Here is a 23,367-nt window from a genome sequence, read left to right on the forward strand (position 1 = left end):
CCGTCTCACCCACATTCCGCGTTCGCATCACTGACCCGTATGCTAACATCTTCTTCATTGGAAAACCCGAATGCTCGCATAAGACTTCCTTATGGATATTGACCAGCTTAGAACCTTCGACCGAATTGCCCGCGAAGGCAGCTTCACGCGCGCCGCCGCCCGGCTCAACGTCACGCAGGCAACCGTTTCCATGCGCATCCGCGCATTGGAGGACCTGCTCGGCGGCTCGCTGTTCGAGCGCGGCCGCCGTATCCGGCTGACGGAACGGGGCATGACGTTCCTGCCCTATGCGCGGCGGGTGCTGACCGCGATCCTGGAAGGCGAGGACGCACTGCGTTCGGCGGAGCGAGGCCGTGTCGCGGTCGGCGCGCTCCGCAGCCTTTCCATCTCGCTGATCGGCGATCCCCTCGTCCGCTTCACCGATGGCCATCCCCTGGTGGAGTTCAACATCCTCGAAGGGCACCATCGCGATGTCGCGGGCTGGGTACACGACCGCAGCATCGATCTCGCCATCATGGGCTGGCCCAACCTCGATCCGCTGCTGGACGAAATGAAGCCGATCGCCATCTTCCGCGAGCGGGTGCCGCTTGTCGCCTCGCGCCGGCTGGCGGAGGCGATCGGCCCGGAGCCGACGCTGGAGCGCATCTTCGCCGCCGCGCCGCACTTCCTGCTGCTGGGCTGGTGGCAGGTCCTGCCGGAAGCGCTGTCCGCGCTCCGCCTGCGCGCCCGCGCCGCCTCCAATATGCCGGGCGAGCCGGCGCTGTCGCTGATCCGCGCCGGTCGGGGCATCGGGCACTATATCGAGACGCGGATCCGGGACGAGCTGGCAAGCGGCGAACTGGTGGATCTCCGGCCCGTGGACGGCCCCGTGCTGCACCGCGATTCCGCGCTTGTCGCCGCCGCGCCCGGCGCGCTCGACCGTCCCCTCGTCGACGATCTCGCGCAGGCCGTCGTCGCCCATGCGCGCGAACTCGGAATCCTGCACGAAGCTCTTCGCTGAGCCGGGCGCCCGCCACCGCGCTCCCCCACCGCATTCCGCTTTGCCGCTTGCCCGCGCAATGCTAAATGCCGCGCATGACAACCCCGCTCGACCATATCCGCAACTTCTCCATCGTCGCCCACATCGACCATGGCAAGTCCACGCTCGCCGACCGGCTGATCCAGCTCACCGGAGGTCTGCAAGAGCGCGAGATGAAGGAGCAGGTGCTCGATTCCATGGATATCGAGCGCGAGCGCGGCATCACCATCAAGGCGCAGACGGTCCACCTGACCTATGTCGCGGACAATGGCGAGACCTATCAGCTGAACCTGATCGACACGCCCGGCCACGTCGACTTCGCCTATGAGGTGAATCGTTCGCTTGCCGCCTGCGAGGGTTCGCTGCTGGTGGTCGACGCCTCGCAGGGCGTGGAAGCGCAGACGCTGGCCAACGTCTATCAGGCGATCGAGAACAATCACGAGATCGTCCCGGTCCTCAACAAGATCGACCTTCCGGCCGCGGAGCCCGAGCGCATCAAGGCGCAGATCGAGGAAGTGATCGGCATCGACGCTTCCGAGGCCGTGCCGATTTCCGCCAAGACCGGCCTCGGCATCAAGGACGTGCTGGAAGCGATCGTGCACCGCCTGCCGCCGCCCAAGGGCGACATCGACGGGCCCCTGAAGGCGATGCTGGTCGACAGCTGGTACGACACCTATCTCGGCGTCGTCGTGCTCGTGCGCATCATCGACGGCGTGTTGAAGAAGGGCCAATCGGTCCGCATGATGGGCACCAATGCCCGTTACGACGTGGAGCGTATCGGCATCTTCACGCCCAAGATGATCGACACCACCGAGCTCGGCCCCGGCGAAATCGGCTTCATCACCGCGTCCATCAAGGAAGTGGCCGACACACGCGTCGGCGACACGATCACCGACGAGAAGCGACCGACCGCAAAGGCGCTGGAAGGCTTCCGCCCGGCCCAGCCGGTCGTGTTCTGCGGCCTCTTCCCCGTCGATGCGGCGGATTTCGAGGATCTGCGCGCGGCGATGGGCAAGCTCCGCCTCAACGACGCCAGCTTCTCCTTCGAGATGGAAACCTCCGCGGCCCTCGGCTTCGGCTTCCGCTGCGGCTTCCTCGGCCTGCTGCATCTGGAAATCATCCAGGAGCGGCTGGAGCGCGAGTTCAATCTCGACCTGATCGCGACGGCGCCCTCCGTCGTCTACCAGATCGTCATGAACGACGGATCGGAGATCGACCTCCACAACCCCGCCGACATGCCGGACGTGGTGAAGATCGCCGAGATCCGCGAGCCGTGGATCCGCGCCACGATCCTGACGCCCGACGAGTATCTCGGCTCCATCCTGAAGCTCTGCCAGGACCGGCGCGGCATCCAGGTCGATCTGTCCTATATCGGCAGCCGTGCCATGGTGCAGTACGACCTGCCGCTGAACGAAGTGGTGTTCGACTTCTACGACCGGCTGAAGTCGGTCTCCAAGGGCTATGCCAGCTTCGACTACGCCATCACCGACTATCGCGAGGGCGACCTCGTGAAGATGTCGGTGCTGGTGAACGCCGAGCCGGTCGACGCGCTCTCCATGCTGGTCCACCGCTCGCAGGCGGACCGGCGCGGCCGCGCCATGTGCGAGAAGCTGAAGGAACTGATCCCGCAGCATCTCTTCAAGATCCCGATCCAGGCGGCGATCGGTGCCAAGGTCATCGCCCGCGAGACCATCTCGGCGCTGCGCAAGGACGTGACGGCCAAGTGCTATGGCGGCGACGCGACACGAAAGCGCAAGCTTCTCGACAAGCAGAAAGAGGGCAAGAAGCGGATGCGCCAGTTCGGGCGCGTGGAAATCCCGCAGGAAGCCTTCATCGCCGCCCTCAAGATGGACGACTGAGCGGTCGAGGCGGCCCTACGCCTCGTTTCCCCCCAGCAGATCGCGCACCAGCGCGGAATCGAGATAGGCGCGCACCTCGACGATCTCCTCGCCACGGAAGCGCACGATCCAGCAATAACGATTGTCGAATCGGAGCCCATTGCGGCCCTCCGCTTCGAGCCGCAGTTCCACCGCCGCCCGGTCGCCGTCGATCAGGATGGCGCCGACCCGCATCTCAGGCGGCCCCGTCAGCGCCTTGGCGATGCGCGCGAAGGTCCGGGCGCGGAACTCGTCCCGGTCGTGATATTGGCCGGCCAGTGGATGCGTGCCCATGACGCGCCAGTCCACGTCGTCGGCCACATGGGCGAAGAAGGCATCGCCGTTTCCCTGCTCCAGCCCGGAGAAGATCTCGCGGACGCGCTCGCGTGTCACCGTCATGCCGTGTTCCTTTCGAGTGCTCCTCTTTTCGGCAGGATATGTCAGGGCCCGGTTAGGGGGCCCGATTAGGGGCCGCCGGCCATGGCGCCGGCGATCACCATCACGAGTTCGTCGAGATCGAGCTCGCCGTTCACCGTGAGCTTTTCCTCCGCGACCGAGACCTTCAGCGTCGACGCGCTGTTCTCCGCCTGGCGCTTCAGCTCCTCGATGATCGCGGTGCGGAGTTCATCCTGCAGGTCCATGTCGTCCTCCCCCTCAGATCGCGGGAACCCATTTCCAGAAAACGCCCTCCTTGCGGTCGGCGTCGTAGGTGAATTCGCATTCGAATTTCCAGCCGTAGTCGCGCGCCGCATCCAGCGCCGCCTCGCTTACAGCTCCGCTGCCATTCTGCGGCTCCGCTGCGGGCGCGAACCACGCTTGCAGCAGGTCGTCCGGAACATAGGTTCCGATCCGCAGCGGAAGATTGCGAAGCACCTCGTTCATCGGGTCCGGCGGCATGGGCGTTCTCCGTATCCATTCGAAACAACACAGAGGCCGGCCGGAGGTTTCCGCCAAGGGTTTCTTGGGGTTCAGCCGAGATTCAGCAGCGGCCCGGCAGATCCCGCGCAATGCCGCCGCGCAAAGCTTCTCCGCCGAACGAACCAACTTTCGCTTCCGGCGTTCTGCCCCGACATACGAAGGACTGTTCCATGACATTCGATCTGGTCGTGCTCGGAAGCGGCTCTGCCGCCACCAGAATCGCCGAGACCTGCCGGAAGGCCGGCTGGAGCGTCGCCGTGGTCGAGGAGCGGGAGTTCGGCGGCACCTGCGCGCTGCGGGGCTGCGAGCCCAAGAAGGTGATCTGGACGATTACCGAGGCGGTGGATCGCGCGCGGCGGCTGGGCGAGCATGGGGTCGCCGATGGAAAAGACGCGCGGGTCGATTGGCCGGCGCTGATGGCCTTCAAGCGCAGCTTCACCGATCCCGTGCCTGCAAACCGGGCGGAAGAGTTGCGGAAGGCCGGCATCGAGGCGGTCCAGGGCACGGCCCGCTTCGTCGGCCCCAACACGATCGCGGTGGGCGACCGGGAGCTGGACGCGCGCCACATCGTCATCGCCACCGGCGCGACGCCCGTCCGGCTGCCGGTGAAGGGCTTCGAGCACCTGCTCACTTCCGACGACTTTCTCGCCTTCGGGGAACTGCCGCGCCGGATCGTGCTGGTGGGCGGCGGCTATATCTCATTCGAGTTTGCCCACATGGCGGTGCGCGCCGGGGCGGAGGTGACGCTGCTCCACAAGAACCAGAAGCCGCTCGGTCATTTCGACGGTGATCTGGTGAAGCGGCTGGTGGAGCATTCGCGCCGCCTCGGCATCCGGGTCGAACTCGACGCGGAGGTGAGCGAGATCGAGAAGCGCGGCGATGGCTTCCGCGTCAGCGTCAAGGACGGGCGCGCCTTCGATGCGGATGTCGCGATCCACGGGCTCGGCCGCGTGCCGAACCTCGACAGCCTCGATCTGGAAGCGGGCGACGTCGCCTGCGAGAAGGGACGCCTCAAGCTCGACAGGCACCTTCGCAGCACCTCGAACCCGGCGGTCTTTGCCGCCGGCGACGCGGCATCTAACGGTGCCGCCCTGACCCCGATCGCCACGGAAGACGCGGAATGCGTGGCGCAGAACCTCTTGCAAGACTGCACGCACGAACCCGATTACAACGGCTTCGCCAGTGTCGTCTTCACCATTCCCCCGCTCGCCATGACCGGCCTCACCGAGGAAAAGGCGCGGGAGAACGGTCGCGAGATCGACGTGCATACCGGTTCCATGGACAGCTTCCAGTCCGTTCGCCGCGACGGACACGAGGATGCCGGGACCGCCTACAAGGTGATCGTCGACCGGCAAACCGGCTGCATCGTCGGCGCGCATCTGTTCGTCCCGGACGCGCAGGAGGTGATCAACCTTTTCGCGCTTTCCGTGCGGCTGGACGTGAAGGCGAGCGAACTGGACAAGCTCCTCTCCGCCTATCCGTCCGGCGCTTCCAATATCACGAGCATGCTGGGCTGATCGCTGTCCCACTGCGAAATCGGGAACAAAGCCGTGCAAGGTTTCTGTGCAGCATGCTAGTTTCGTAATCCTCAGTTGAGGAGCAGACTGGATGGCGCCCAGCAAAGCTTTGGAACGGTGGCCGGAACTTCCCTTTCTCCAGTGGCGCGACACGGCGCTTACCCTGCAGCTCTGGACGCAGATCGTCGGCAAGGTCCGGCTGGCGCTCACGCCCTGGGTCAATCATAGCTGGCACGTTCCGCTCTATGTGACCGCGCGCGGTCTCGGCACGACGCCGATCCCCGCCGGCGACGTCTTCCTGGAGATGGAATTCGACTTCATCGACCATCGCCTCGTTTGCCGCACCAGCGCGGGCGAAACGCGCTTTCTGGAACTCCGGCCCCGCTCCGTCGCCGATTTCCATGCCGAGCTCATGCAGGTGCTGGCCGGTCTCGGTATCGCCGTCGCGATCGGCGGCACCCCGAGCGAGATGCCGGATCCGGTGCCCTTCGCCGAGGATCGGGCCCATGCGAGCTACGACGCGGATGCCGCCCGGCGCTTCTGGCACGTTCTGCTCCGCGCCGATGCCGTTCTGAAACACTTCCGCACGGGGTTTCTCGGCAAGGTAAGCCCCGTGCATTTCTTCTGGGGCAGCTTCGATCTGGCCGTGACCCGCTTTTCCGGTCGGCGGGCGCCGTTGCATCCCGGCGGCGTGCCCGGCCTGCCCGACCCCGTCACCCGCGAAGCCTATTCGCACGAGGTGAGCAGCGCCGGTTTCTGGCCGGGCAGCGACGCCTTTCCGGAAGCGGCCTTCTACGCCTATTCATGGCCAGAACCCGGCGGCTTTCGCGACTGGCCGATGCCGGAGGGCGCGCGCTTCGACGAGAAGCTCGGCGAGTTCATCCTGCCCTACGACACCGTCCGTAGTGCCGCCGATCCGGACGCCCTGCTCCTCCGATTCCTGACCGCCACCTATGAGGCCGCCGCGGAAAATGCGGGCTGGGACCGGCGCGGCCTGGAATGTTCGCTGGGCGAAGCTGGCCGGCCGCGACACGTGGAGGATACGGCGCCGGCCATTTCCCGGACGTAGAAGTGCGGGTGCGGGCATGCTAGAATGTTCGCAATTCGTTCCGGAGTATGTCGTGGCTCGACGCGCGGGCAGCGCCGATCTTCCCCTGCATGGCGGGCGCGTGCCCGCCTGGCTCGGCCAGCGCATGACGCGGCTGGGCGCGGTGATCACGCAGGCGATCGTCCATCATTACGGGCGCGACGAGTTCCTGCGTCGCCTGGCCCACCCTTTCTGGTTCCAGTCCTTCGGCGCCGTAATGGGCATGGACTGGCATTCCTCCGGCATCACCACCAGCGTCATCCGCTCGCTGAAACGCGGCCTCACGCCCCTCTCGGGCGAACTCGGCATTCATGTCTGCGGCGGTCGCGGGCGACATTCGCGGGAGACACCGGCGGAACTCGCCGCGATCAGCCACCGCGTCGGCTTCGACGGGACGGCGCTGGCAAAGGCGAGCCGCCTCGTCGCCAAGGTGGACAGCGCCGCCGTGCAGGACGGCTTCGACCTCTACCTCCACGGTTTCATCGTCACCGATGACGGAAAGTGGGTGGTGGTGCAGCAGGGCATGAACGGCGACAGCCGGCTGGCCCGCCGCTATCACTGGCTTTCGGAAGACCTGAAGAGCTTCGTCGACACGCCCCACGCGGCGATCGACGGCCGCAACCAGGGCAATATCGTCAACCTGACCGACAGGCGCGCAAAGGCGTCCCGGCTCGGCCAGATCGACCTTCTGCGCGATCTCGGCCCCGACCGCATCGCCTCGGAAGTGGCGGAGATGGAAGGCCGGACCGATCCGCCAACGCCTCCGACGGACCAGTTCATGCTGCCGCATCTCATCATGCCGGCGCATCACGATGTCAGGCCGAAGGACGTGATCATCCGCCGCCTGCATGGCGCGCTGGCCGCTGCCGCGGAAGCCGGTCCGACCGATTTCGCCGATCTCCTGCTGGTGCCCGGTGTCGGCGCGCGCACGGTGCGCTCGCTGGCGATGGTGGCGGAAGTGGTGCATGGCGCGCCCTGCCGTTTCGACGATCCGGCCCGCTTCTCCCTCGCCCATGGCGGCAAGGACCGGCACCCCTATCCCGTGCCCACGATCGTCTTCGACAAGACCATCGAGGTGCTGAAATCGGCGGTGACGCAGGCGAAGCTCGGCAACGACGAAAAGCTCGACGCGATCCGCCGGCTCGACGAGCAGACGCGCCGGCTGGAGCGCACCGCCACCGGCCCCTCCCTGCCGGAGTTCATCCGCGAGGAACGGGAGCGCTCGCACGATTATGGCGGCCGCAGCGTCTTCGGCTGGGAGCCCGCGCCGGAAGCCGAAGCCGCGTCCGGCCACGCAAAAACCCGCAACGCTTCCTAGTTTACCCCCGCACCGGCTCCGACACGCGCTCCCGGGCGCCTGTCGAAATCACCGGCGGGTGCTCTATGTCGTTCTCGACATCAGACGTTCGCCACCAGCCGCCTCCGAGGTCGTGCCGGTCGGTGACGCATCGAAAGAGACCCCGAACGGGGCAAAGGAGAGACGATGCCGACCATTGCCATCATCGCCCCCGGCAACATGGGAGCAGCCGTCGCCAGGAGGTTGACCCATGCGGGCGCCCGCGTGGTGACGTCGCTCGCCGGCCGCAGCCAGGCCAGCCGCGACCGCGCGCGGGATGCCGGCATGGAGGATGTGGGCGAGGAGGCGCTTGCCGCCGCCGACACGATTCTTTCCATCCTGCCGCCGGGCGATGCGGAAGCGCTGGCCCGGCGGCTCGCCCCGATCCTCGCCCGGGCAGACACCCGGCCGCTTTACGCCGATTGCAACGCCGTTTCGCCGGAAACCGTCGGGCGTATCGGCGGGATCGTCGCTTCCGCCGGTTGCCCCTTCGTGGATGTCGGCATCATCGGTGGACCGCCGAAGGACAATTCCTCCGGCCCTGCCTTCTATGCCTCCGGCGAGGCGGCGCGACGGCTGGAGGCGCTGCGCGATCTCGGCATCGATATCCGGGTCCTCCCCAAGCCGGTCGGCGCCGCCTCGGCGCTGAAGATGTCCTATTCCGGCATCACCAAGGGCCTGACGGCGCTGGGCGCCGCGATGATGCTGGCGGCCCACGAAGCGGGCGTGGCGGAAGACCTGACAAGCGAACTCGACGAGAGCCAGCCCGTTCTCGCCGACTGGCTGAAGCGGCAGGTGCCCCGGATGTACGGGAAGGCCTATCGCTGGGACGGCGAAATGGAGGAGATCGCCTCCTTCGCCGGCCGTGAACGCGGGTCCGGCATTATCTATACCGGTGCGGCGCGGCTCTATCGCGAGATCGCCGAGGATCTGCGAGGCGAGCGCGAGCAGATCGCGGCGCTGGACGAGGTGATTTCGCGGATCGCCTGAGCGGCTCAGCCGCCGCAACGAACGTGTTGACCGCCACGTCACCCCGGCTACCGCGCCGCAAGGTTCCGTGCCACGCTGGATCACGCGCGGGGGCACGTCCCCCGCCCTTTGCTCTCGACAAGGACCTTTTCCCGAATGACCGACCTCGTCATCGAAATCGACGGCCACAGCTTCCCCGCCCGCTTCGAAGAAACCGCCGCGCCGAAGACCGTGGCAGCCTTCCGCGCCGTGCTGCCCTATTCGGAACGCATCATCCATGTCCGCTGGAGCGGCGAGGCCTGCTGGATCCCGCTCGGCGACGCGGATTTCGGCCTCGGCTACGAGAACGCCACCAGTCATCCCGCGCCCGGCCAGATCATCCTGTATCCCGGCGGCGTCAGCGAAACCGAAATCCTGCTGGGCTATGGCGCCGTCGCCTTCGCCTCCAAGGCCGGGCCGCTGGCGGGCAACCACTTCATCACCATCACCGACAATCTCGACAAGCTCGCCGAACTCGGCCGCGAAACGCTGCAGACCGGCGCCAAGAAAATCGTCTTCAGGGCTGCTTGATCCCCGGGCGAGCCGGAACGGCTCGTCCCGTCTTCCATCCCACCCGGGCGAGCCGGAACGGCTCGTCCCGTCTTCCATCCCACCCGGGCGAGCCGGAACGGCTCGTCCCGCCTTCCATCTACCCGGGCGAGCCGCACGGCTCGTCCCGTCTTCCATCCCACCAGGGCGGCCGGAACGGCCGTCCCGTCGGACCGGTAACGGCCATCCCGCTAGCCCATCCTGGTCGCCCGGCCCGTTAGCCCGGCCCCGGAATACTCCCGCTTCGGTTCATTCGTCCCCGCCCCTCCGCATGACAGTCGCTTGACAAGAACGCTGCCTTCGCGAACCATGAATTGGTCAGACCAATTCGAGTGGAAGCGGTCGGGCGGGGGAGAGGCATGGTTCCGGCGGACTGGACCGAGGAAAAATCCGAGATCGCGTCGGCCAGAACGGGCGACGCGATGCAGGCCATGGCCGCCTTCATCGCCGCGTCCGATCTCCGCCCGGGCGACCGCCTGCCGCCCGAGCGCCGCCTCGTTGACGAACTCTCCGTCGGCCGCTCCACCATTCGCGAGGTGATCCGCCACTGGCAGGCGCTGGGCGTGGTGGAAAGCCGGCAGGGAAGCGGCACCTATCTCCTGCGCCGCATCACCCCGGAAACCATGCACGTGCCGCTGGCCATCGAGGCGCGGCGAAGCGGCCTTCTGCAGATGCTGGAAGTCCGGCGCGGGCTGGAAGTGGAAGCGAGCGCGCTTGCGGCGTCCCGCTGCCAAGCCGGCGCCCTCCGCATCATCGAGGACCGGTTGGACGCCATGGAAGCGGTGCATCTGGAGAAGGGCTGCGCCGGCCCCGAGGACCTCGCCTTCCACCTCTCCATCTACGAGGCCTGCGGCAACCCGCTCTTCGGACAGCTTCTCTCGCAGATGCGCGAGAGCGTGTCGGCGCTGTTCGCCCTCTCCGATCTCCGGGTGGACTTCGCCGCCCGCTCCTTTCCGTTCCATCGCACGCTCTTCAACGCCATCGCCATCGGCAATGCGGAAGCCGCGCGCGTCGAGACGCTGAAGATCCTCGCCATCGTCGAGGAAGACATCAAGGACATGCTGAGATGAACGCCCCCGGTCGTGCAACTATCGCCGATCCCGTTGCCCGCGCGATGCAGATCCTCGCCCATGACGAGACGCACGCTTACGAGGCCGTGGTCCCGCCGATCGCGCAGACCTCGCTCTTCACCTTCGCCTCCTACGCCGAGATGGAGGAGACCTATCGCGGGCTGAAGACACGGCCGGTGTATACGCGCGGGCTGAACCCGACCGTCCGCCTCTTCGAGGAAAAGATGGCGGCGCTGGAAGGCGGCGAGGACGCGCTCGGTTTCGCCAGCGGCATGGCGGCGATATCCTCCGCCATCCTGGCCTTCGTCCAGCCGGGCGATCGCGTGGTCTGCGTCGAGCACGTCTATCCCGATGCCTACCGCCTCTTCGAAACCTATCTGAAGAGCATGAAGGTCAGCGTCGATTACGTCGACGGCCGCGACGTGGAAGCCGTCCGCCGCGCTTTGCCGGGCGCGCGGCTCTTCTACATGGAAAGCCCGACCAGCTGGCTGATGCACACGCACGACGTCGCGACGCTCGCCGGTATCGCGCGCGAGCATGGCGTGCTTTCGGTCATCGACAACAGCTGGGCCAGTCCGATCTTCCAGCAGCCACTGGCGCTCGGCGTCGACCTCGTCGTGCATTCCGCCTCCAAATATATCGGCGGCCACAGCGACGTGGTAGCGGGCATCGTGATCGGCTCCCGCGAGCTCGTCGGCACCGTGCGCTCGCGCATCTATCCCTATCTCGGCGGCAAGCTTTCGCCCTTCGACGCGTGGCTGTTGCTCCGCGGCCTGCGCACCCTGCCGATCCGCATGAAGGCGCATGAGGCGTCGGCCTTGCATGTGGCCCGCCAGCTCGCCCTCCATCCGGCGGTGACGGAGGTCTACCATCCCGGCCTCGGCAACACGCTGCCGGAAGGCCTCTCCGGCACGTCGGGCCTCTTCGCCTTCGCCTTCGACGACAGCATCGACATCGCCCGCTTCGCCGATGCGCTGACCTTCTTCAAGCTTGGCGTCAGCTGGGGCGGGCACGAAAGCCTCGTCGTGCCGGCACAGGTCGTCCGCGTGCAGGCGGCCGGGCCGAACTCCGCCATCGATTTCGGCGTTTCGGAGCGCGTCGTGCGCCTGCATGTCGGGCTGGAAGGACAGGACGCGCTCTGGAGCGACCTCGCCCGCGCCATCGAGGAGGCGCGGAGGGACTGAAAGCCGGCCTGGGGAGGGCCGGCACGGGAGGAGGCGGGCGCCCGGGGGAACGGCGTCCGCTGAGAGACCAAGCAACTGGAGGGGAAAACAATGATCAGACGCTTGCTGCTTGCCACGGCGGTCACCGCCGCCATGCTGGGCTCGGCTCATGCCGACACCACGCTGAAATTGACGGAAGTCATCACCAGCCCGGAGCGGACGGAAACGCTGAAAGGCATCGTGAAGGGCTTCGAGGACGCCAATCCCGGCGTGCACGTGGAGATCACGTCGCTGCCCTGGGGGCAGGCCTTCGAGAAGTTCGCCACCATGGTTTCGGCCGGCGACACGCCCGACGTGGTGGAAATGCCCGATCGCTGGCTGTCGCTCTACGCCAATAACGGGGCGCTGGAGAGCCTGGAGCCCTATCTCAAGACCTGGGACAACACGGCCGGCCTCAACGACCGCGCGCTGGAAGTCGGCCGCTACGTCAAGAACACCGCCTACATGCTGCCCTACGGCTTCTATCTCCGGGCGATGTTCTACAACAAGAAGCTCTTCCAGCAGGCCGGCGTGACGGAACCGCCGAAGACGCTGGACGAGTTCCGTGAGGCGGCCAAGAAGGTCTCCGCCATTCCCGGGAAATCGGGCTACTGCCTGCGCGGCGGCCCCGGCGGCCTCAACGGCTGGATCATGTTCGGCGCGACGACCGCCGGCAACAACACCTTCTTCAAGCCGGACGGCACCTCCACCATCGCCGATCCGGACTGGGTGAAGGGCCTCGCCTTCCTCGTCGACCTCTACAAGAACGGCTACGCGCCCAAGGACAGCGTGAACTGGGGCTTCAACGAGATCGTCGCCGGCTTCTATTCCGGCACCTGCGCGATGCTCGACCAGGACCCGGATGCGCTGATCGCCATCGCCGAACGGATGAAGCCGGACGAGTTCGGCGTCGCGCCCATGCCCAAGGGTCCCTCGGGCAAGGCCTTCCCGACGCTCGGCTACGCCGGCTGGTCGATGTTCGCCAACAGCAAGAACAAGGACCTCGCCTGGAAGCTGATCTCCACGCTGGACGGGCCCGACGGCAACATCGCCTGGAACAAGCGCACCGGCGCGCTGCCGATCTACAAGGCGGCGGAGAAGGACCCCTTCTATGCCGGCGACCAGTTCAGGGGCTGGTTCGCGGAGCTTTCCGACAAGGACGTCGTGCCGACGATTATGCCGACCTACCTGAAGGAATTCGCCTTCTTCGCCGATTCCCTGGCGGTGAAGACGACCCAGCAGGCGCTGCTCGGCTCGCTCGCCCCCGATGCCATGGCCAAGCAGTGGGCGGCCTATCTCACCAAGGCGAAGAAGAAGCAACTCGCCGAAACCAAGTGAGACCCGGGCCGGCGGGTCAGCCCGCCGGCCTTTCCCGACCTTCCGTTTTCAAGGAATGCAGCCGATGACCACGACGTCCTGGAACAGGGATGCCGTCCGCCGTTCGGCAACCCCGATGCGCCGCCGGCTGGCGCGCGTCGCGGAGCCCTATCTCTATATCGCCCCGACGGTGATCCTGATCGTCCTGATCATGCTGGTGCCGCTGGTGATCGGCCTTTCCTATGCCTTTCGCGATATCCAGCTGCTCGATCCGTTCAGCGGCGGCTTCATCGGCCTGGACCATTTCCGGACGCTTTGGACGGACGAATCCTTCTGGCAGGCGATGAAGAACACGGTGCTGTGGACCTTCGCGTCCGTCGCGCTGCAATTCCTGTTCGGCCTGATCCTGGCCCAGCTCCTGAACCGCCCGTTTCCCGGCCGGCCGGTGATCCAGGCTCTGGTGTTCCTGCCTTGGGCGGTGCCGAGCTTCCTCTCCGGCCTCGACTGGGCGTGGATGTTCAACCCCGTCGTCGGCCCGCTGCCGCACTGGCTGGCGGCGGTCGGCATCCTCTCCTCGCCGGAGAACATCCTGTCGGATCCCGATCTCGCGATGTGGGGCCCGATCTGCGCCAATGTCTGGTGGGGCATTCCGTTTTTCGCGATCACCTTGCTGGCCGCCTTGCAGTCGATCCCGTCGGACATGTACGAGGCGGCCGCCATCGACGGCGCGGGTCCGTGGCAGCGCTTCACGCGCATCACCCTGCCGTTCCTGGCGCCCACGATCGCCATCACCGTGCTGCTGCGCACCGTCTGGGTCGCAAACTTCGCCGACCTGATCGTGGTGATGACCAATGGCGGCCCGGCAGACCGGACGCAGATCATCTCCAGCTACATCTTCACCCAGGCCTTCCGGCAGCTCGATTTCGGCTACGCCTCGGCCATTGCCGTGGTGCTGCTGGTGCTGCTGCTCCTTTACTCCTTCGCGATCCTGGTGCTGCGCCAGGCGATGAGGATCCCGTCATGATGGCCCCCGCCCTTCGCCGCGGCTCCTACTGGACGCTGCATTACGGCCTGCTCGCCATCTATCTCTTCGTGGCACTCTTCCCGCTGTTCTGGCTCCTGAAGGTGTCGGTCACGCCGAACGACCTCCTCTACAGCGAGGGCATCCGGCTCTGGCCCTCGCGGGCGACGCTGGAGCATTTCCGCTTCGTGCTGGCCCATAGCGACTTTCCGCTGTTCTTCCGCAACAGCGTCATCGTCTCCGCCGGAACCGCCATAGCGGTCGCGATCATCGCCTCGCTCTCCGGCTACGCGATGTCGCGCTTCCAGTTTCGGGGCAAGTTCTGGTTCATCGGCCTGATGCTCATCACCCAGATGTTTCCTCTGGTGATGCTGGTCGCGCCGATCTTCAAGATGTTCTCGCCGCTGGGCCTCACCAACAGCCTCACCGGCCTGATCATCGTCTACACCGCCTTCAACGTGCCCTTCGCGACCTTCCTGATGCAGTCCTTCTTCGACGGCATCCCGAAGGAACTGGAGGAAGCGGCCAGCATCGACGGCGCCTCCCGCTTCCGCGCCTTCCGGCAGATCATCCTGCCGCTGACGCTGCCGGGCATCGCGGCCACGCTGGGCTTCGTCTTCACCGCCGCCTGGAGCGAATTGCTCTTCGCCCTGATGCTGATTTCCAAGACGGATGCCAGCACCTTCCCGGTCGGGCTCCTGAGCTTCGTCTCCAAGTTCTCGGTGGATTTCGGGCAGATGATGGCGGCAGGCGTGCTTGCCTTGATCCCGGCCTGCCTCTCCTTCCTGCTGATCCAGCGCTATCTCGTGCAGGGCCTCACCGCCGGCGCGGTCAAGGGCTGACATGGCCGAGGGCTGACGTGCGGATCACGGCTTTCGCGTCGTGATCCACCCGCCCCAGAACAGGCTTGAGAAGAAGAGGAGCGGCGGCGCGAACCCCGCTTCGTCCAGGAGGTGCGCCACCTCCTCCTCGGAGGCGGGCGGATCCGCGCCCTGCAGGATGCGGCCGAGCTTCGCCTTCACGGCCTCCTCGTCCGCGCCGTGCATGCGCCAGCGCTCGCCCCAAGCCGCCAGAAGCAGCGGCCGCGAGGCGTAGGCACCGCGATTTCCGGCCAGGATCAGCGGCGCACCGGCCGGCAGTCGCGCGGCGAGCGCCTTGAGGATCTCCAGTTTCGCCGCCCGGCCCGGCAGATGGTGGAGTACGCCGATCAGCGTCGCGGCATCGAAACGCTCCGCCGCACCCAGATCTTCGATCCGGCCCGCGTGAAACGTCACGCGCTCGTCGAGCCCCGCCTCCCCGACCGCCTCACGCGCGAGGCCGAGCATGGCCGGGGCAGGGTCGACGGCGGTGAAGCGCCAGCCCTGTTGCTGCGGCGCGGCGGTCAGGATCTCCTGCGCGGTCCCGCCGGCGCCGCCGATGAGGATGCGTGCCTCGCCGCCTCGCCCCAGCGCTGCGGCGAGAATGCAGGCGGCCAGTTCGTGACAGGCATCGTAGCCGGCCAGCGCGATACGGCTCTGCACGGCATATTCGGCCGCGCGTCCCGTATCGAACTTAGCCGCGGACGCGTCCGCCATGCTCACGCCGCCACCGCCTCGATCATGACGACGTCGAGCATGAAGGAACCGTCCTCCTCAATGGCGAAATGCGCGCGGACCTCCGCCGACGCGGCCGCCTGCAGGGCACGGATGGCGGCGACATGCAGTTCCGGCGTCCGGATGCGGGCGACCCAGACAGGGAAATCCATGCGCACCTGCCAGGTCCGGCAGGTCCGCACCTCGAAGCCGCAGCGACCGAGCGCCGCCTGCCATTCCGCCGCCGAATAATCGCGGGCATGCGAGGTATCCCGCAGCAGTTCCACCGCCTGCAGATACGTGTCGAGAAGCGGCGGCCGGAGCGCAGGCATCGATAAAGACGGCGGGCGCTCCCGGCCCCAGCACGCGGCGAGCCTGCCGCAGTCCTCCCTCGAAATCGCGCCAGTGATGGGCGGAATAGCGGCAGGCGAGGAAGTCGAACGCGCCGTCGCCGAAGGGCAATCTCTCGGCCGGAGCCTCCGCGGTGCGGAGATTGGTCAGTCCGCGCTCCGCCGCCGTGTCCGCGACGGCCGCCAGCATGTCGGGCGAAAGGTCGGCTGCCGTCACCTCTCGCGCATGCCGCGCCAGGAGGTAGGCGACATGGCCGCCGCCGGTGCCCAGGTCGAGCGCCCGCGCCGGAGCCGCCCTCTCGACGATCGCCGCCAGCGCGTCGAGATCCGCGCCGCCGGCATGGACCGCGCTCTCCACATAGGCCCGCGCCTGCGGCCCGAATTGTTCCTGCACCAGGGTGCGATGTTGTCTGGACAAAGCTGTTTCCTCCACGTCTCAGCGGAGAATGCCCGACCCGAAGCCCCTTACAAGATGCGCATTTATGCTGGTATAACCGACACCCGGCTGCCGCTTACCCCTCCTTTCGCGAGGGCGACACCAGCATGGTCAGCCGGAAGTCCTCGTGGCCGGCGAGTTCGAACGTCACCTGCTCGAAGCGGAGAAAACCATCGACCGGATGACGGAACGTGCGTGCGCCGCCTTCGCGGGCGAGCACGCCGTGCTCGGCCCAGAACTGCGCGAATTCCGGGCTTTCCCGATGCAGCGCCTCGATCTGCGCCCGCAATGCCCGGTCATCGGGATGCAGACCGCAGGCGGCGCGAAACTCCGCCGTGATGCGCCGCGCCCGCCGCTCCCAGTCGTCGATCAGCGACCGTGCGGTGGGCTCCAGGAACAGGAAGCGCAGGAGGTTCGGCTGCTCCGGCCGGTCCAGCCAGCCGGGAAAGAGACGCCCCGCTCCCGCATTCCAGGCCCGCGCATTCCACTCGCGGTCGAGAATATAGGCCGGGCACGATATGGCATGGACGGCAGCCGCCGCCGCTTCCGGCAGCGGCTCGCCGGGCTGACCGTCGTGATCCGGGTCGCGCCTGCCCGCAATCTCGAAGAGATAGGCGCGTTCGGCCCGGCTGAGGCGAAGCGCCCGCGCCAGCCGCGCCAGGGCGGGGGCTGAAGCGGCAACATCGCGCCCCTGCTCGATCCATGTGTACCACGTGACGCTGAGGCCGCAGAGCTGCGCCGCCTCCTCCCGCCGCAGGCCCGGCGTGCGCCGTCGTCCGCCCGGAGCGATGCCCACCATCTCGGGCGCGCACTTCTCCCGCTGCGCCCGGACGAACTCCCCCAACTCGCGCCGCTGCCGGGGCGTCAGAACTCCCGTCATGCCGCCCTCCGCATCTCGGCTGCCCGGAACTTCCTACTCCCGGAACCCGGGCGGGAGAAGCGTCCGGAGAAACATGGACGATGGAGCCATCCGCATCACGCGGTTACGCGCAGGCGGGACTTATACGCTCGCTGAATGGAAGAAGGGCCGCACCGGCCCGGATCGAAATAACAAAGCCCGAAAACGACAAAAGCCGCGGTGAACCGCGGCCTTTGTGGAAGTAAACTGGAGCGGGCGAAGGGATTCGAACCCTCGACCCCAACCTTGGCAAGGTTGTGCTCTACCCCTGAGCTACACCCGCTCGAACCAGCCTCTCGGCCAGCGCGGCTGTATATGACGCAAGCCGGACGGGATTGCAACAGGGTTGTTGAGCCCTGATTGTGGATTTTTTCACGAGGGCGATTTTCGCCCGCGCCGCCAAGGAGACCGCATGACAGACACCCTCACGACCGGCGCGCCGACCTCTCCGGCCCTTGCGACAAGAGCCGGCCTCTTCGCCTTTCTCGATCGCCTCGGGATTTCGACCAGCACGATCGAGCATCCGCCGCTCCACACCGTGGCCGAATCGCAGGCGCTTCGCGGCACGATCTCCGGCGGTCATTCCAAGAACCTGTTTCTCAAGGACGCCAAGGGCGAACTCTTTCTGCTGGTCGCGGAGGAGGACCGGCCGATCGACATGAAGACGCTGCACAAGCGCATCGGTTCGGCGCGGCTTTCCTTCGGCAAGCCGGAGCTGATGGCGGAAGTGCTGGGCGTGCAGCCGGGGTCCGTGACGCCCTTCGCGGCGCTCTGCGACACGGAAAAGCGCGTCACGATCTTTCTGGAAGCGGGCCTCATGGCGCATGAGGTCATGAACTTCCACCCGCTGGAGAACACCGCGACCACCACCATCCGCCGCGACGATCTCCTGGCGTTCCTGCGGGCGACGGGCCACGAGCCCCACATCGTCGACGTCTCCACCGAGATCTGAACGGTTCAACCGCCCCGGGCGGACGGAAAGGGTTTGCTTTGCCGGCAAGGCACGCCAAATAAGGGTCACAGGATTTCAGGGGACCGCGATGGGCGTCGACGATTTGATCTTCGGGCAGAACAGGAAGCCGGGCGGAGCGACCGCTTCCGCCCCCGCCGGCTTCGGTGCGCGGCCGGGGCAAACCGGCGCTGCCGCTCCCGCCGGCGGTGCGGGTGGCGATCTCATCCGCGAAACCACCACGCAGAGCTTCCGCGCCGACGTGCTGGAGCCGTCGATGAGCGTGCCGGTGCTTGTCGATTTCTGGGCGCCCTGGTGCGGACCTTGCCGGCAGCTCACGCCGGTCATCGAAAAGGCCGTGAAGGCCGCTGGGGGCCGCGTGCGGCTGGTTAAGATGAACATCGACGATCACCCGGAAATCGCCGGGCAGCTCGGCATCCAGTCGATTCCCGCCGTCATCGCCTTCAAGGACGGGCAGCCGCTCGACGGCTTCATGGGCGCCCTGCCGGAAAGCCAGGTCAGCGCCTTCATCGACCGCATTTCCGGGCCCGGCGAAGCCGACGGGTCGGCCGATATCGAGGCGGCGCTGCAGCAGGCGTCCGATCTCCTGGCCGCCAAGGACTACCCGAATGCCGCCGGCCTCTTCGGAGGCATCCTGCAGGCCGATCCGGAAAACACCGGGGCGCTGGCCGGCCTCGTCCGCTGCTTCATCGCGCTGGGCGAACTGGAACAGGCAAGCGCGCTGCTTTCGCAGGCCCCGGAGGGGTCCGACAAGGATCCTTCGCTGATCGCCGCCCGCACCGCGCTGGAACTGGCGGAGGGCGCGGCCCATCTCGGCCTGCCCGCCGATCTCCAGCGCCGGCTCGAGGCCGATCCCGACGACCACCAGACCCGCTACGATCTCGCCCTCGCCCTGAACGCCCACGGCAACCGGACGGAAGCGGCCGACCAGCTGCTCACCATCATCCGTCGCGACCGCGCCTGGAACGACGAGGCCGCCCGCAAGCAGCTCGTCACCCTGTTCGAGGCGTGGGGCCCGAAGGATCCCGCAACCCTGAAGGGGCGCCAGCGCCTGTCGTCCCTGCTGTTTGCCTGAGGATCTCCAGCAGCCATGACGGTGATGGCCGGCAACAAGCGCTACGAGCACCCCACGGACCTTCCGGCCGAGGTGCCCGTCTTTCCCCTGTCCGGAGCCTTGCTGCTGCCGAACGGGCAGATGCCGCTGAACGTCTTCGAGCCGCGCTATGTCGAGATGATCGACACGGTGATGGCGGGCGAACGGCTGATCGGCATGGTGCAGCCCCGGCTCGGGCGCGCTCCCGCCGGAGGCGGGGGCGTTGCGGGTGAGCTCTGCGAGATCGGCTGTCTCGGCCGCATCACGCAACTGGCGGAAAGCGGCGACGGCCGCTATCTCGTGACGCTTTCCGGCGTCACCCGCTTCCGGCTTCGCGGCGAGGTCGCCTCGGGCCGGCCTTTCCGCTGCTTCAAGGTATCCACGGACGGGTTCCGCGACCTGGAAGAGCCGCGCGAGGGCGAGGACAAGGTGAACCGGCCGCTGCTGCTGGCCACGTTCCGCGCCTATCTCGATTCCGAAGGCCTCGAGGCGGATTGGGAAAGCGTCGACCGCGCATCCAATGCCGGCCTGGTCACCGCGCTTTCCATGATGAGTCCGTGGGGCCCGGCGGACAAGCAGGTGCTTCTGGAGGCGCCCGATCATGCCGCCCGGGCGAACGCCTTGATCGCGATGACGCAGTTCGCGCTGGCCGGCGGGGAAGAGGGCGCGGCGCTTCAGTGAGCGCCATCGCGCTCGCGTGCGACCGCGGCGGCCCCAATCGCAAACCCATGAGGAACCCATGAGCGATCACACCCCGGACGCCGCCCCTTCCGAAGCTTCCGGGCCGGAGAGTGCCGCGCCCGCCAGTTTCGGGCGACAGAATCGTCAGGTCGATCCCAAGCTTCTGGAGATCCTGGTCTGTCCGCTGACCAAGACCACGCTGGAATACGACCGCGAGGCGCAGGAGCTGATCAGTCGCGCGGCCAAGCTTGCTTTCCCCATCCGCGACGGCATCCCGATCCTCCTGGAGGAAGAGGCTCGCCCGCTGGCGGAAGACTGACGCAACGCTGCCGTGACGCCGCCGGGGGACTCCTTCGGGAACTTCGGACGGTTTCGACCGTTCGGCACCGGTTGAACATGGGAGCATGTCTTGGCGGACGAGGATCTGGACCGGCACGGCATCCCGGAGCGGGATGAGCGCGAAAAGCTCGAGCGCCCGACCCAATCAGAGCCGGAACCGGCTGGCCAGACCCTCCGAACGTCCTATCACCCCTCTCCCGACGCCCAGCGCGAACAGGACATCTGGCGCGACGGGTACGAGCGCGGCCGCTCCGCCTCGGATGACGACGGCGAGGACGAAGGCTCGAACGACGACGACAAGGATGAGGGCGAAGGCGAGGACGAGGGCGGCGCCCGCGAAAAGGTGGGCGGGATCGTCCGGCGCCATCCCATCATCGTCGCCGCGGTCGTCATCCTCGTCATCGCGCTGATCGTCGGCGCGGTCCTCTGGTGGCTGCACGCGCGCAACTATGAGAACACCGACGACGCCTTCATCGATACGCGCTCGGTGACGATCAGCGCGCAGGTCGCGGGCGCGGTCACGGCCGTTCTCGTCAACGACAACCAGCAGGTGAAGAAGGGCGACGTTCTCGCCAAGATCGATCCGCGCGATTACCAGTCGTCGCTGGCGCAGGCCGATGCGCAGATCGACCAGGCGAACGCTTCGATCACCAACCTGCAGGCGCAGATCGAGGCGCAGCAGGCCAGTATCGATCAGGCGCAGAAGCAGGTGACGGAATCGCAGGCGGCTCTCACCTTTTCCCAGCAGGAAAATTCGCGTTACCAGGAGCTGGTGAAGACCGGCGCCGGCTCGGCCCAGCGGGCCCAGCAGGCGGTGTCCGACCTGACGCAGAAGCAGGCTGCCCTTGCCAGTTCGCAAGCCGCCGTCGTCGCGCAGCAGAAGCAGGTCCAGGTGCTGCAGGCCCAGAAGAAGAGCTCGCAGGCCCAGCTTGAAAGCGCCCAGGCGCAGAAGGCACAGGCCGAAGCGAACCTTTCCCGCGCCATTCTCACCTCTCCGGTCGACGGGCGCGTCGCCAATCTCTCCGGCGCGATCGGCGCCTATGCCGCCGGCGGCACGGCGCTGATGACGATCGTGCCGAACACGGTCTGGGTCACGGCCAATTTCAAGGAAACGCAGCTCGACCTGATGCGTCCGGGCCAGCCGGTGACGATCAAGATCGATGCCTACCCCGCTCGCCACTTCAACGGTCATGTGGACAGCATCCAGGCCGGCAGCGGCACGGCCTTCAGCCTGCTCCCTGCCGAGAACGCCACGGGCAATTACGTGAAGATCGTGCAGCGCGTGCCGGTGAAGATCGTCTTCGACGAGGCGCCCGATGTCGAGCTCGGCCCCGGCATGTCGGTCGTGCCGACCGTGACCGTCCGGTAGCGGCATGGCGAACGGCGCTGCGGCCACTGCAGGCGGGGGCAAGGCGAAGCCCCGCAAGACGCCAGCCCAGGCGTCCGGCAAGTCATCCGGCAGGGGCAAGCGCAAGGGTAACGACAAAGGAGCCGCCGGCGGCATGGAGCGCTCCGCCGCGGGCGGCCGCAATCCCTGGATCATCGCGGTGGTCATCTCCATCGCCACCTTCATGGAGGTGCTGGACACCTCCATCGCCAATGTCGCTTTGCGCCACATCGCCGGCGGTCTGGCCGCCAGCCAGGACGAGAGCAGCTGGGTTCTCACCAGCTATCTCGTCTCCAACGCGGTCATCCTGCCGGTCAGCGGCTGGCTTTCCAGCGTGATCGGCCGCAAGCGCTTCTACATGATGTCGGTGGCGCTCTTCACGGTCAGCTCGCTCGGCTGCGCGCTTTCCACGAGCCTCGGCATGCTGATCGGCTTCCGCGTGCTGCAGGGCCTCGGCGGCGGCGGGCTGGCGCCCAGCGAGCAATCCATGCTGGCCGACAGCTTCCCGCCCGCCAAGCGCGGACTGGCTTTTGCCGTCTACGGCGTCGCGGTGATCGTGGCCCCGACCATCGGGCCGACGCTGGGCGGCTGGATCACCGACCATTCCAGCTGGCACTGGATCTTCCTCATCAACATTCCTGTCGGCATCGCCTCGCTCCTGCTGGTGCAGTGGCTGGTGCATGAGCCGGCCGTTCTGGAAAAGGAACGCAAGGCGCTCGTCCGCAACGGCATCAAGGTGGACTACATCGGCTTCGCGCTGGTGGCGCTTTGGCTCGGTTGCCTGGAGGTCGTGCTCGACCGGGGCCAGATCGACGACTGGTTCAGTTCCCCCTTCATCGTGGTGTTCTCCATCCTCTCGGCGCTCGCGCTGATCCTGCTGATCCCGTGGGAACTCTTGCGGAAGGACCCGATCTTCGATGTCGGGCTGATCTTCCGTCGCCAGTTCGGCACCTCATGCTTCGTGATGCTGGCCGTCGGCATGATCCTGTTCGGCTCCACCCAGTTCATCCCGCAGCTCCTGCAGGAGAATTACGGCTACAACGCCACGTGGTCCGGCCTCGCGCTGATGCCGGGAGGCGTCGTGATGCTGTTCCTGGTCATGCTGGCAGGGCGGCTGACCAGCGTCATCCAGCCGAAATACCTGATCACCTTCGGCATGGCGGTAATCGCTCTGTCGCTCTACCACATGGCGCATCTGACGCCGGAGGCGAACTATTCCACCTTCGCCTGGGCGCGGATCTACCAGACGATTGGCCTGCCCTTCATCTTCATCCCGATCACCGCGGCTTCCTATGACGGCCTGCCGCCGGAAAAGACCGGGCAGGCGGCCTCGCTTATCAATGTTGCGCGTAATCTCGGCGGCAGCATCGGCATCTCCATGGCCACGACCGTGCTGGACCGGCGCGAGCAGTTCCACCAGTCGCGCCTGTCGGAGCATATCGCCAGTACGTCCCTCACCTACCAGAACACGCTGAACGCGATGACGAGCTACTTCAATCACCAGCCCGGGGGCGCCGGGGATGCCAACAGCCGCGCCATCGCGCTGATCGGGCAGACGGTCCAGACGCAGGCGTCGCTGCTGTCCTATTTCGATGTGTTCATGATGCTGGGCGTGATCGCCGCCATCGCTTCGGTGCTGACGCTGATCGTCATGCGCCACGTGGACATGAACAAGTCGCACGCGGGCTGAGCCCGCTCCGGCGGAAACGGAAGCGGCGGCAG

Annotated in this window: 23 protein-coding genes, 1 tRNA gene and 1 pseudogene; 18 read left to right on the forward strand and 7 right to left on the reverse strand. The window is 66.8% G+C overall.

Annotated elements, in window-relative coordinates; genetic code table 11:
- Positions 1-91 precede the first annotated feature (91 nt).
- A complete protein-coding gene (locus BMY25_RS08755; protein WP_092496261.1) occupies positions 92-1,000 on the forward strand; it encodes a LysR family transcriptional regulator in 909 nt (302 codons plus the stop codon).
- Positions 1,001-1,074: 74 nt separating this feature from the next.
- The gene (gene lepA, locus BMY25_RS08760) at positions 1,075-2,877 is read left to right on the forward strand and encodes a translation elongation factor 4 (RefSeq protein ID WP_092496369.1); all 1,803 of its coding nucleotides are present in this window, start codon (positions 1,075-1,077) and stop codon (positions 2,875-2,877) included.
- Positions 2,878-2,892: 15 nt separating this feature from the next.
- Here the strand turns inward: lepA and BMY25_RS08765 are convergent, their stop codons facing one another.
- The 3 genes from BMY25_RS08765 to BMY25_RS08775 form a co-directional block, all read right to left on the reverse strand.
- Positions 2,893-3,294 (reverse strand): nuclear transport factor 2 family protein, encoded by a 402-nt coding sequence (locus BMY25_RS08765; protein WP_092496262.1) that lies wholly within the window; start codon positions 3,292-3,294, stop codon positions 2,893-2,895.
- A gap of 65 nt (positions 3,295-3,359) precedes the next feature.
- A complete protein-coding gene (locus BMY25_RS20765; RefSeq protein ID WP_092496263.1) occupies positions 3,360-3,536 on the reverse strand; it encodes a hypothetical protein in 177 nt (58 codons plus the stop codon).
- A gap of 13 nt (positions 3,537-3,549) precedes the next feature.
- A complete protein-coding gene (locus tag BMY25_RS08775) occupies positions 3,550-3,792 on the reverse strand; it encodes a hypothetical protein (RefSeq protein WP_092496264.1) in 243 nt (80 codons plus the stop codon).
- 191 nt (positions 3,793-3,983) lie between these two features.
- Between BMY25_RS08775 and BMY25_RS08780 the strand changes: the two genes are divergently transcribed.
- From BMY25_RS08780 to BMY25_RS08825, 10 genes are all read left to right on the forward strand, one after another.
- Positions 3,984-5,330: a dihydrolipoyl dehydrogenase family protein gene (locus BMY25_RS08780; protein ID WP_092496265.1), complete on the forward strand. Its 1,347-nt coding sequence runs from the start codon at positions 3,984-3,986 to the stop codon at positions 5,328-5,330.
- A gap of 91 nt (positions 5,331-5,421) precedes the next feature.
- A complete protein-coding gene (locus BMY25_RS08785; protein WP_092496266.1) occupies positions 5,422-6,399 on the forward strand; it encodes a DUF5996 family protein in 978 nt (325 codons plus the stop codon).
- Positions 6,400-6,451: 52 nt separating this feature from the next.
- Positions 6,452-7,735 (forward strand): DUF763 domain-containing protein, encoded by a 1,284-nt coding sequence (locus BMY25_RS08790; RefSeq protein WP_092496267.1) that lies wholly within the window; start codon positions 6,452-6,454, stop codon positions 7,733-7,735.
- A 165-nt stretch (positions 7,736-7,900) separates the two neighbouring features.
- Positions 7,901-8,743 (forward strand): NAD(P)-dependent oxidoreductase, encoded by an 843-nt coding sequence (locus BMY25_RS08795; protein WP_092496268.1) that lies wholly within the window; start codon positions 7,901-7,903, stop codon positions 8,741-8,743.
- Between the two features lie 135 nt (positions 8,744-8,878).
- Positions 8,879-9,292, forward strand: coding sequence for a DUF3830 family protein (locus tag BMY25_RS08800; RefSeq protein WP_092496269.1), 414 nt, complete (start codon positions 8,879-8,881; stop codon positions 9,290-9,292).
- Positions 9,293-9,669: 377 nt separating this feature from the next.
- A complete protein-coding gene (locus BMY25_RS08805) occupies positions 9,670-10,380 on the forward strand; it encodes a FadR/GntR family transcriptional regulator (RefSeq protein WP_428976946.1) in 711 nt (236 codons plus the stop codon).
- Positions 10,377-11,564, forward strand: coding sequence for a PLP-dependent transferase (locus BMY25_RS08810; RefSeq protein WP_092496270.1), 1,188 nt, complete (start codon positions 10,377-10,379; stop codon positions 11,562-11,564). The genes BMY25_RS08805 and BMY25_RS08810 overlap by 4 nt, the downstream gene beginning before the upstream one ends.
- A 90-nt stretch (positions 11,565-11,654) precedes the next feature.
- Complete coding sequence (locus BMY25_RS08815) at positions 11,655-12,920, forward strand: ABC transporter substrate-binding protein (RefSeq protein ID WP_428976947.1); 1,266 nt, start codon at positions 11,655-11,657, stop codon at positions 12,918-12,920.
- 115 nt (positions 12,921-13,035) lie between these two features.
- On the forward strand, positions 13,036-13,923 hold the full coding sequence (locus BMY25_RS08820; protein ID WP_428976951.1) for a carbohydrate ABC transporter permease: 888 nt from the start codon (positions 13,036-13,038) through the stop codon (positions 13,921-13,923).
- Complete coding sequence (locus BMY25_RS08825; RefSeq protein WP_092496373.1) at positions 13,923-14,762, forward strand: carbohydrate ABC transporter permease; 840 nt, start codon at positions 13,923-13,925, stop codon at positions 14,760-14,762. Before BMY25_RS08820 ends, BMY25_RS08825 begins: the two co-directional genes overlap by 1 nt.
- A gap of 24 nt (positions 14,763-14,786) precedes the next feature.
- Here the strand turns inward: BMY25_RS08825 and BMY25_RS08830 are convergent, their stop codons facing one another.
- The 4 genes and pseudogenes from BMY25_RS08830 to BMY25_RS08845 form a co-directional block, all read right to left on the reverse strand.
- Entirely contained in the window at positions 14,787-15,494 is a 708-nt protein-coding gene (locus BMY25_RS08830) for an SAM-dependent methyltransferase (RefSeq protein WP_092496271.1), read from the reverse strand.
- 2 nt (positions 15,495-15,496) lie between these two features.
- Positions 15,497-16,259 (reverse strand): annotated as a pseudogene (locus BMY25_RS08835) (class I SAM-dependent methyltransferase).
- A gap of 94 nt (positions 16,260-16,353) precedes the next feature.
- The gene (locus BMY25_RS08840; RefSeq protein ID WP_092496272.1) at positions 16,354-17,157 is read right to left on the reverse strand and encodes a helix-turn-helix transcriptional regulator; all 804 of its coding nucleotides are present in this window, start codon (positions 17,155-17,157) and stop codon (positions 16,354-16,356) included.
- 226 nt (positions 17,158-17,383) lie between these two features.
- A tRNA-Gly gene (locus tag BMY25_RS08845) sits at positions 17,384-17,458 on the reverse strand.
- A gap of 129 nt (positions 17,459-17,587) precedes the next feature.
- Here BMY25_RS08845 and BMY25_RS08850 point away from each other — a divergent pair.
- From BMY25_RS08850 to BMY25_RS08875, 6 genes are all read left to right on the forward strand, one after another.
- Entirely contained in the window at positions 17,588-18,127 is a 540-nt protein-coding gene (locus BMY25_RS08850) for a prolyl-tRNA synthetase associated domain-containing protein (protein ID WP_092496273.1), read from the forward strand.
- Positions 18,128-18,215: 88 nt separating this feature from the next.
- Complete coding sequence (gene trxA, locus BMY25_RS08855; protein WP_092496274.1) at positions 18,216-19,220, forward strand: thioredoxin; 1,005 nt, start codon at positions 18,216-18,218, stop codon at positions 19,218-19,220.
- A 21-nt stretch (positions 19,221-19,241) separates the two neighbouring features.
- Positions 19,242-19,919 carry an LON peptidase substrate-binding domain-containing protein gene (locus BMY25_RS08860; RefSeq protein WP_428976952.1) on the forward strand — a complete coding sequence of 226 codons (678 nt, stop codon included), beginning with the start codon at positions 19,242-19,244 and terminating at the stop codon, positions 19,917-19,919.
- A 58-nt stretch (positions 19,920-19,977) separates the two neighbouring features.
- Positions 19,978-20,238: a Trm112 family protein gene (locus BMY25_RS08865; protein ID WP_092496275.1), complete on the forward strand. Its 261-nt coding sequence runs from the start codon at positions 19,978-19,980 to the stop codon at positions 20,236-20,238.
- Positions 20,239-20,328: 90 nt separating this feature from the next.
- A complete protein-coding gene (locus BMY25_RS08870; protein WP_238858231.1) occupies positions 20,329-21,627 on the forward strand; it encodes an HlyD family secretion protein in 1,299 nt (432 codons plus the stop codon).
- A gap of 133 nt (positions 21,628-21,760) precedes the next feature.
- Positions 21,761-23,335 carry a DHA2 family efflux MFS transporter permease subunit gene (locus BMY25_RS08875; protein ID WP_238858243.1) on the forward strand — a complete coding sequence of 525 codons (1,575 nt, stop codon included), beginning with the start codon at positions 21,761-21,763 and terminating at the stop codon, positions 23,333-23,335.
- The last annotated feature ends 32 nt before the right edge of the window (positions 23,336-23,367 follow it).

The organism is Faunimonas pinastri (genome assembly GCF_900110915.1).
Lineage (GTDB): Bacteria > Pseudomonadota > Alphaproteobacteria > Rhizobiales > Afifellaceae > Faunimonas > Faunimonas pinastri.

What these genes read in the sequence shown, in the direction of transcription:
- BMY25_RS08820 (WP_428976951.1), top strand. Translation starts at nt 13,036, where the DNA reads ATGCGCCGCCGGCTGGCGCGCGTCGCGGAGCCCTATCTCTATATCGCC.
- BMY25_RS08810 (WP_092496270.1), top strand. Translation starts at nt 10,377, where the DNA reads ATGAACGCCCCCGGTCGTGCAACTATCGCCGATCCCGTTGCCCGCGCG.
- BMY25_RS08840 (WP_092496272.1), bottom strand. Translation starts at nt 17,157, where the DNA reads ATGACGGGAGTTCTGACGCCCCGGCAGCGGCGCGAGTTGGGGGAGTTC.
- trxA (WP_092496274.1), top strand. Translation starts at nt 18,216, where the DNA reads ATGGGCGTCGACGATTTGATCTTCGGGCAGAACAGGAAGCCGGGCGGA.
- BMY25_RS08815 (WP_428976947.1), top strand. Translation starts at nt 11,655, where the DNA reads ATGATCAGACGCTTGCTGCTTGCCACGGCGGTCACCGCCGCCATGCTG.
- lepA (WP_092496369.1), top strand. Translation starts at nt 1,075, where the DNA reads ATGACAACCCCGCTCGACCATATCCGCAACTTCTCCATCGTCGCCCAC.
- BMY25_RS08830 (WP_092496271.1), bottom strand. Translation starts at nt 15,494, where the DNA reads ATGGCGGACGCGTCCGCGGCTAAGTTCGATACGGGACGCGCGGCCGAA.
- BMY25_RS08785 (WP_092496266.1), top strand. Translation starts at nt 5,422, where the DNA reads ATGGCGCCCAGCAAAGCTTTGGAACGGTGGCCGGAACTTCCCTTTCTC.
- BMY25_RS20765 (WP_092496263.1), bottom strand. Translation starts at nt 3,536, where the DNA reads ATGGACCTGCAGGATGAACTCCGCACCGCGATCATCGAGGAGCTGAAG.
- BMY25_RS08775 (WP_092496264.1), bottom strand. Translation starts at nt 3,792, where the DNA reads ATGCCGCCGGACCCGATGAACGAGGTGCTTCGCAATCTTCCGCTGCGG.
- BMY25_RS08825 (WP_092496373.1), top strand. Translation starts at nt 13,923, where the DNA reads ATGGCCCCCGCCCTTCGCCGCGGCTCCTACTGGACGCTGCATTACGGC.
- BMY25_RS08865 (WP_092496275.1), top strand. Translation starts at nt 19,978, where the DNA reads ATGAGCGATCACACCCCGGACGCCGCCCCTTCCGAAGCTTCCGGGCCG.
- BMY25_RS08805 (WP_428976946.1), top strand. Translation starts at nt 9,670, where the DNA reads ATGGTTCCGGCGGACTGGACCGAGGAAAAATCCGAGATCGCGTCGGCC.
- BMY25_RS08800 (WP_092496269.1), top strand. Translation starts at nt 8,879, where the DNA reads ATGACCGACCTCGTCATCGAAATCGACGGCCACAGCTTCCCCGCCCGC.
- BMY25_RS08780 (WP_092496265.1), top strand. Translation starts at nt 3,984, where the DNA reads ATGACATTCGATCTGGTCGTGCTCGGAAGCGGCTCTGCCGCCACCAGA.
- BMY25_RS08755 (WP_092496261.1), top strand. Translation starts at nt 92, where the DNA reads ATGGATATTGACCAGCTTAGAACCTTCGACCGAATTGCCCGCGAAGGC.
- BMY25_RS08875 (WP_238858243.1), top strand. Translation starts at nt 21,761, where the DNA reads ATGGAGCGCTCCGCCGCGGGCGGCCGCAATCCCTGGATCATCGCGGTG.
- BMY25_RS08765 (WP_092496262.1), bottom strand. Translation starts at nt 3,294, where the DNA reads ATGACGGTGACACGCGAGCGCGTCCGCGAGATCTTCTCCGGGCTGGAG.
- BMY25_RS08795 (WP_092496268.1), top strand. Translation starts at nt 7,901, where the DNA reads ATGCCGACCATTGCCATCATCGCCCCCGGCAACATGGGAGCAGCCGTC.
- BMY25_RS08850 (WP_092496273.1), top strand. Translation starts at nt 17,588, where the DNA reads ATGACAGACACCCTCACGACCGGCGCGCCGACCTCTCCGGCCCTTGCG.